The organism is Brevundimonas sp. EAKA (assembly GCF_000698025.1).
GTDB classification, from domain to species: Bacteria; Pseudomonadota; Alphaproteobacteria; order Caulobacterales; family Caulobacteraceae; genus Brevundimonas; species Brevundimonas mediterranea_A.
Genome location: NZ_JMQR01000177.1, coordinates 1 through 5,052, shown reverse-complemented (window position 1 = coordinate 5,052; position 5,052 = coordinate 1). Strand labels below are relative to the sequence as shown.

Annotated in this window: 4 protein-coding genes and 1 pseudogene; 2 read left to right on the top strand and 3 right to left on the bottom strand. The window is 69.0% G+C overall.

Annotated features, from left to right (window positions below; translation table 11 throughout):
• Both fliI and ER13_RS16100 read right to left on the bottom strand, forming a co-directional pair.
• A pseudogene (gene fliI, locus ER13_RS16105) lies at positions 1 to 367 on the bottom strand (flagellum-specific ATP synthase FliI); the annotation flags it as partial.
• A 63-nt stretch (positions 368 to 430) separates the two neighbouring features.
• Positions 431 to 1,333, bottom strand: a complete 903-nt coding sequence (locus ER13_RS16100; protein ID WP_008259140.1) for a DMT family transporter — start codon at positions 1,331 to 1,333, stop codon at positions 431 to 433.
• A gap of 69 nt (positions 1,334 to 1,402) precedes the next feature.
• Here ER13_RS16100 and ER13_RS16095 point away from each other — a divergent pair, with 69 nt between their 5' ends.
• The gene (locus ER13_RS16095; protein ID WP_052005168.1) at positions 1,403 to 1,900 is read left to right on the top strand and encodes an Lrp/AsnC family transcriptional regulator; all 498 of its coding nucleotides are present in this window, start codon (positions 1,403 to 1,405) and stop codon (positions 1,898 to 1,900) included.
• Positions 1,901 to 1,904: 4 nt separating this feature from the next.
• Here the strand turns inward: ER13_RS16095 and ER13_RS16090 are convergent, their stop codons facing one another.
• Entirely contained in the window at positions 1,905 to 3,056 is a 1,152-nt protein-coding gene (locus tag ER13_RS16090) for a carbohydrate porin (RefSeq protein WP_231492575.1), read from the bottom strand.
• A gap of 237 nt (positions 3,057 to 3,293) precedes the next feature.
• Between ER13_RS16090 and ER13_RS16085 the strand changes: the two genes are divergently transcribed.
• On the top strand, positions 3,294 to 5,052 hold a 1,759-nt coding region (locus ER13_RS16085), incomplete at its 3' end, for a methyl-accepting chemotaxis protein (protein ID WP_081836265.1).

Sequence of the window (5,052 nt, the reverse complement as noted above, 5' to 3'; positions counted from 1 at the left end):
GATAGGGGACCGGCCCCTGGGGCAGGGGGCCCTTGCCGTCGATGGGATTGCCGAAGGCGTCGATGATCCGGCCCAGCCAGGCCGTGGTCGGGCGCACGCTGGCGGCCTGGTCGATGATGCGGATCTCGGCGCCGGGCGCCACCCCCTCGACAGGGCCGAACGGCATCAGCAGAGCCTTGGCGTCGCGGAACCCCACCACCTCGGCCGGCAGGGCCGTCTGCCCGCGCCGGCTGATCTCGGCCCGGGCCCCGACCGCCAGACGCGACAGGCCCCCGCGCGACTCGATCAACAGGCCCGAGACGCCCGCGACCTTGCCGGTGACGACCAGCGGATCGATCGCTTCGACGGCGGCGACGAGAGTGTGCAAGACGGACCCCAGGAACAGGCGTTAACCAGATGGGCCATCGTGGTTAACGGGGGGTGAAGGAGGTTAAACCGGTTCTGCGGCGACCGGCGTCTCTCGCGTGGTCGCGATGGCCCCGACCGAGGCGACGACGATGGCCGCGATGGCGAGCCACTGCTGGCCGGTCAGGTGTTCGTGCAGCACGATAAGACCCGCCAGGGCGCCGACCGCCGGCTCGGCGCTGAGCACCACGCCGAAGGTGCGTTTGGGGATGCCGCGCAGGGCCACCATCTCCAGCGAATAGGGCAGGGCGCTGGAGAAGATCGCCACCGCCACGCCGGCCAGGATGATGGCCGGGTTCAGCAGGGCCGCGCCGGCATGGGCCACGCCGAAAGGCACGACGACCATGGCCGCAACGCTCATGCCCAGGGCCACGGACTGGCCCGCATGGATATGCGACAGCCGCTTGCCGAACACGATGTAGAGGGCCCAGCACAGGCCGGCGAAGGCGGCCAGGGCCATACCGACCGGATCCAGCGCACCCGTTCCGGCCTTCAGCGGCAGCAGCAGGCCCAGGCCCAGGACCGCAAAGCCGACGCAGACGAAATGGATCGGCTTTCTCGAATGGATCAGGGCCAGGCTCAGCGGCCCCATGAACTCGATGGCGATGGCCAGGCCCAGCGGAATGGTCCGCAGCGACATGTAGAAGCTGAGGTTCATCGCCCCCAGCACGACGCCGTACAGCGCGATGGCCCCCAGGTCCGCGCGGCTCAGCCGGAATCGCCAGGGGCGGAACACCGCCACCAGCAGAACCGCTGAAATCCCGACGCGATAGGCCGATGTCCCCTGCGCCCCGATGAGCGGGAACAGGGTCTTGGCGAAGGAGGTGCCGCCCGCCAGCGTCACCATGCCCGCGAACAGCGCCAGATAGGGGATCAGGCGCATCGCCAGCGGCGAGGTCAGGTGCTGTTTCAGGGCCACGGAGGTCATGGCCTGAAGCTATTGCAATTCAGCTTGCGCTTCCCGGCGATTTTCGGCTTTCATGCGCCGGATTTCGTCATGAAAGGCCATGAAATGACGAATTTCGTCACCCTTGACGATTTCGACCATAGGCTGTTGGCGCGCGTCCGGCGCAACAATCTTGAGCCGGCGCGGGTGACGGCCGAGGCGGTGGGCCTGTCGGAATCCGCCGTGCTGCGCCGGTTGCGTCGGCTGCGGGCCGAGGGCGTCATCGTCGCCGACGTCGCCGTGATTGATCCCGCTCGCGTCGAGCCGCGCATCGTCCTCCATGTCCAGGTCGAGATGAACACCCAGGACCGCAAGGTGATGGAGGCCTTCCAGCACGCCATGAGGGCCAGTCCCGAGGTCCAGGGCGCCTGGGACGTGACGGGCGAAACCGACTATCTGCTGACCGTCGCCGTGCGCTCGATGCAGGATTACGAAGCCTTCGGCATCCGCGAACTGATCCCCGAAAAGGGCGTGCGCGGCTTCAAGAGCATGATCGTGATCCGCGAGGTCGTCGGCTTCGATCCCGCCCGCGTGGCGCTGCAACCCTAGAGGTTCAGAACAGCGGCGTGATCACCCGCAGGGACACCACCACCACGTCATCGACGTCCTTCAGGCCGCCGGGATCCCGGATCAGCTGGATGTCGGGCTGGATCGTGAAACGGCCGATGCGGTCGGCGTAGGTCAGCTCCAGACCCTCTTCGTAGCGGGCGGGGTCGGCGGGCGTGTCGGTCAGGTTGGCGCGGGCCTTGTCGGACAGCCAGCCCTGGTGAAGGCCGAAGGACAGCTGGCTGTCGGGACGGGCGGCGAAGACCTGGCGCACCAGGACGCCGGCCTGCCAGCCGCCCTTGAAGTCGGTGGTGTCGCCGTCGGACACGCCCAGGCGGGCGAAGGCGTCGACCTGGGGGCCGTCGGGGGCGGCCGCGCCCCAGACCGGACCCTCGGCCAGGACGTAGGCGCCCTGGGCGATGCTGTGGGCGGGGTCGCCGTCGGGGGTCAGGTCGCGGATGTCGTCCTGACGCTGGTTGTAGCGCCAGACGCCGAAGGCGTAGCGGAAGGGGGCGCGGCTGCCGAACTCGGCGATGGCCAGAACGCCGTGATCCAGGTCTGTGTCCACCCCGCCATGATCGCCGAAGGTGCGGGCGTCGGCGTTGACGACGGCGGCCTGGGCATAGGTTCCGTCGGTGTCGCCGACCCGCAGACGCGCCGCCAGGGACGAGGAGGGGAAGATGGCCGGGCCGTTGGGGCCGGTCGAGGCCAGTTCGGAGCCGATGCCGAACGGCGGCGAGATCAGCAGGCCCGAGGCCTCGGTGGCGTAGAATTCGCTGTTGAGGTCGTACAGGCCGGCCAGAAGCGTGGCCGATCCGCCCAGATCCTGTTCGATCCAGGCCTCGAACAGGCGGGCGCCCTGGGCCCCGACCTCGATATTGTCGACGCCCTGCAGGGTTCCGGCCAGGGCGTTGGGCTCGCCCCCGCCGTTATACAGGCCCGACATGTGCAGTCGCGCCCCGCGCCAGCCCCAGGCCTGTTCCAGGTCGCCGTCCAGTTCGACGCTCAGATTGTCCAGATACCGGCCTGCGCGTTTCGCGCCGCCGGAAACGACGCCCGAGACATCGGCCGTATATTCCGCCGACAGGGTCCAGTCCGGGTCCGCCGCGCGGGCCTGGTCCTGGGCCTGGTCTTGGGCGTGGGCCGGGGCGGCGCCCATTGCGGCGCCCATTGCTGCGCAGGCAGCGGCGACCGCTGCGACGAGGGGTTTGAAAACCGAGGGCTTAGCGTTCTGCATGGCCATACGTCCGTTCTGTTCAGAGAGCGGCGTAATCCCGGCGGAATGAAAATCGTCCTTAAGCGGCCACGAGGAAACGACGTAGGCGGCCGAAAATCTTGCATTAACCAGAATTCGTGTACCGCGGTTCGAAGGAATGTCAGGTTGGCGGGAGCGGTCATGATCTGGACGATAGGCAAGAAGGTCACGGCCACGGGGATCATCGTCCTGCTGCTTTCCGTGGGTACGGCGGGCGTCGGTCTGGTGATGAACGCCAAGCTGGCCGGGGCGCTGGAGCGGGCGTCGGTGTCGTCGAGCGTGCTGCGCAACCACATGCAGGCCGACATGATGCATGACGCCCTGCGCTCCGACGTGTTCGGGGCCATGCTGGCCAAGGATCCCGCCAACGGCGTCGATATCGATGCGGTGACGGCCGATCTGGCCGAGCACCGCGAAATCTTCGAACAGGCCATTGCGGAAAACAACGCCCTGGCGACGGACCCGGAGATTCAGGCGGCCCTGAAGGCGGTCGAGGCGCCGCTTCAGGCCTATATCGCGGCGGCGGCCCGGATGGTCGAACTCGCCGCCAAGGATCCGGTCGCGGCTCAGGGCGGCATGACAGACTTCCTGACCCAGTTCACGGCCCTGGAGACCGCCATGAGCGCGGCGGCCGACAGGATCGAAGCCGCGGCCGAGAAGAACCGCGCCGCCGCCGAGGCTGAGGCCAGGACGGGACAGATGGTGATGATGGCCGCCGTGCTCGCCAGCCTGCTGATCAGCATCAGCCTGATCCTGGCGGGGTCGCGCGGCCTGGTGGCGCCGATCCGCCGCCTGACCGGGGGCCTGCGCGCCATGGCCCAGGGCCAGACCGAGGTGAAGCTGGGCGAGGCCCGCCGCAAGGACGAGGTCGGGGACATCGCCCGCGCCGTCGTCGACATCCAGGCCCTGATCGTCGCCCGCGCCGAGGCCGAGGCGGCCGAGGCCGGCCGGCGCCGGGCGAAGGAGGAAGAGGACCGCGCGGTCGGCGACCAGTCGCGCGCGGCCGCCGCCCGCGAGCAGGCGATCGTCGTCACCGGACTGACCCGCGGGCTGGACTCCCTGGCCCAGGCCGATCTGACGGTGCGCATCACCGACGCCTTCCCGCCCGCCTACGAACAGCTGCGGACTAATTTCAACGCCGCCGTCGAGGGGTTGCAGGAGGCCATCGGCACCATCGCCGCCAATACGGGCGCGATCAACGCCGGCGCCGCCGAGATCGCCAAGGCCGCCGACGACCTGTCGCGCCGCACCGAACAACAGGCGGCCAGTCTGGAAGAGACCGCCGCCGCCCTGGACGAGGTCACAGCGACCGTCAAAGCCACCGCTGCAGGGGCGATCCAGGCCGCCGGCGCGGTCCAGGCGGCGCGCGACGACGCCGACAAGAGCGGCGCGGTGGTGCGCGACGCCGTCGCCGCCATGGGAGAGATCGAACGCTCGTCGGCCCAGATCAACCAGATCATCGGCGTCATCGACGAGATCGCCTTCCAGACCAATCTGCTGGCCCTGAACGCCGGGGTCGAGGCGGCGCGGGCGGGCGAAAGCGGCCGGGGCTTCGCCGTGGTGGCGTCGGAAGTGCGGGCCCTGGCCGAACGTTCGGCCGAGGCGGCCAAGGAGATCAAGGGTTTGATCACCCAATCGACCGTGCAGGTCGGGTCGGGCGTGAAACTGGTGACTGAGACCGGTCAGGCGCTGGACCGGATCGTGGCCCATGTCGCCCAGATCGAAGGCCTGGTGACGGAGATCTCCTCGTCCGCCGCCGAACAGGCGACAGGGCTGCAGCAGGTCAATACGGCGGTCAATCAGATGGACCAGATGACGCAGCAGAATGCGGCCATGGTCGAACAGTCCACCGCCGCCAGCCACTCCCTGTCCCAGGAGGCCGACGGTCTGGCTGCCGCCG

Coding starts and splice junctions, on each gene's coding strand:
- ER13_RS16100 (WP_008259140.1), bottom strand. CDS start 1,333: ATGACCTCCGTGGCCCTGAAACAGCACCTGACCTCGCCGCTGGCGATG.
- ER13_RS16095 (WP_052005168.1), top strand. CDS start 1,403: ATGAAAGGCCATGAAATGACGAATTTCGTCACCCTTGACGATTTCGAC.
- ER13_RS16090 (WP_231492575.1), bottom strand. CDS start 3,056: ATGGGCGCCGCCCCGGCCCACGCCCAAGACCAGGCCCAGGACCAGGCC.